A 1,267-nucleotide genomic window follows, 5' to 3' on the forward strand; every position below is an offset into this window, starting at 1 on the left:
AGGGACTGCGCCTGAAGGCGGTCATCGCCGACAAAGGCTATGACTCGGATGCTTTTGTCAAAAGCATTCGTGCCAGCCGAGCCAAGACCGTCATTCCCCCACGTTCGAACCCCAAAACACAGCGTCGACCGGAGTGGACGAACCTCTGGTGTACCAGTTGTCACGCCAGTGGCATCGCCGGGTAGCTATGTTCGGAAGAGATAACCGCTGAAAGCATCTAAGCGGGAAACTCGCCTTAAGATGAGATATCCCCGGGGCTTCGAGCCCCTTGAAGGGTCGTTCCAGACCAGGACGTTGATAGGTCAGGTGTGTAAGTGCAGTAATGCATTGAGCTAACTGATACTAATTGCCCGTAAGGCTTGATCCTATAACCAGTGTGTTTCGCAGTGAGTAAGCGCTTCAGCGCTTACTCACTGCAACCCCCGTAGGGGGCACGCCGGTTGAGTATCGTTGTGCAACAGTCACCACCCCAAACACTTCTACTTCTTCCCAGATTGGCTGTCGCGCCCCAAACGGCGACACAGCAACAAGTCATGCCTGATGACCATAGCGAGTCGGTACCACCCCTTCCCATCCCGAACAGGACCGTGAAACGACTCCACGCCGATGATAGTGCGGATCACCCGTGTGAAAGTAGGTAATCGTCAGGCTCCTCATGCTGAAAGCAAGTGAAAGCCCCAACTCGTCGAGTTGGGGCTTTTTGCGTTTCTGCGTTCACCTATAGGTGAGAGCCTCGATTGCTTCGGGTCGTAAGAAACGCTTGACAAGGGCGTGTTGTTACCCCATAATCAATAATTCTCTGCGGAGGGGTGCCCGAGTGGCTAAAGGGGGCAGACTGTAAATCTGTTGGCTTACGCCTACGTTGGTTCGAATCCAACCTCCTCCACCAGAATTTAAGCGGTACGGGAATCCGGCGGCCCAAGCGGGTGTAGCTCAATGGTAGAGCAGAAGCCTTCCAAGCTTATGACGAGGGTTCGATTCCCTTCACCCGCTCCAGCAACGGTTTGATGTGCCCATGTGGCTCAGTGGTAGAGCACTCCCTTGGTAAGGGAGAGGTCGGCAGTTCGATCCTGCCCATGGGCACCAGCTGTATAAAGTTGCGCGCGGCGCAAGGTGAGAAAATCCTGTTAGGAGTCGAAAATGGCAAAAGGTAAATTCGAGCGGACCAAGCCGCACGTGAACGTGGGCACGATCGGTCACGTTGACCACGGCAAGACCACGCTGACGGCAGCGATCACGACGGTGCTCACGCAGAAGTTCGGCGGCG

Annotated in this window: 1 protein-coding gene, 3 tRNA genes and 2 rRNA genes; all 6 read left to right on the top strand. The window is 55.2% G+C overall.

The genetic code is table 11. The features are described 5' to 3' along the window. Positions 1-367: ribosomal RNA gene (locus BVER_RS33140) — 23S ribosomal RNA — on the top strand; the annotation flags it as partial. A gap of 169 nt (positions 368-536) precedes the next feature. After that, a 5S ribosomal RNA gene (rrf, locus tag BVER_RS29080) occupies positions 537-650 on the top strand. A 153-nt stretch (positions 651-803) separates the two neighbouring features. Next, a tRNA-Tyr gene (locus BVER_RS29085) sits at positions 804-889 on the top strand. Positions 890-922: 33 nt separating this feature from the next. After that, positions 923-996: transfer RNA gene (locus tag BVER_RS29090), tRNA-Gly, on the top strand. A 15-nt stretch (positions 997-1,011) separates the two neighbouring features. After that, a tRNA-Thr gene (locus tag BVER_RS29095) sits at positions 1,012-1,086 on the top strand. 54 nt (positions 1,087-1,140) lie between these two features. Next, on the top strand, positions 1,141-1,267 hold a 127-nt coding region (locus BVER_RS29100; RefSeq protein WP_049657762.1), incomplete at its 3' end, for a GTP-binding protein.

The organism is Candidatus Burkholderia verschuerenii (assembly GCF_001189365.1).
Taxonomy (GTDB): Bacteria; Pseudomonadota; Gammaproteobacteria; order Burkholderiales; family Burkholderiaceae; genus Caballeronia; species Caballeronia verschuerenii.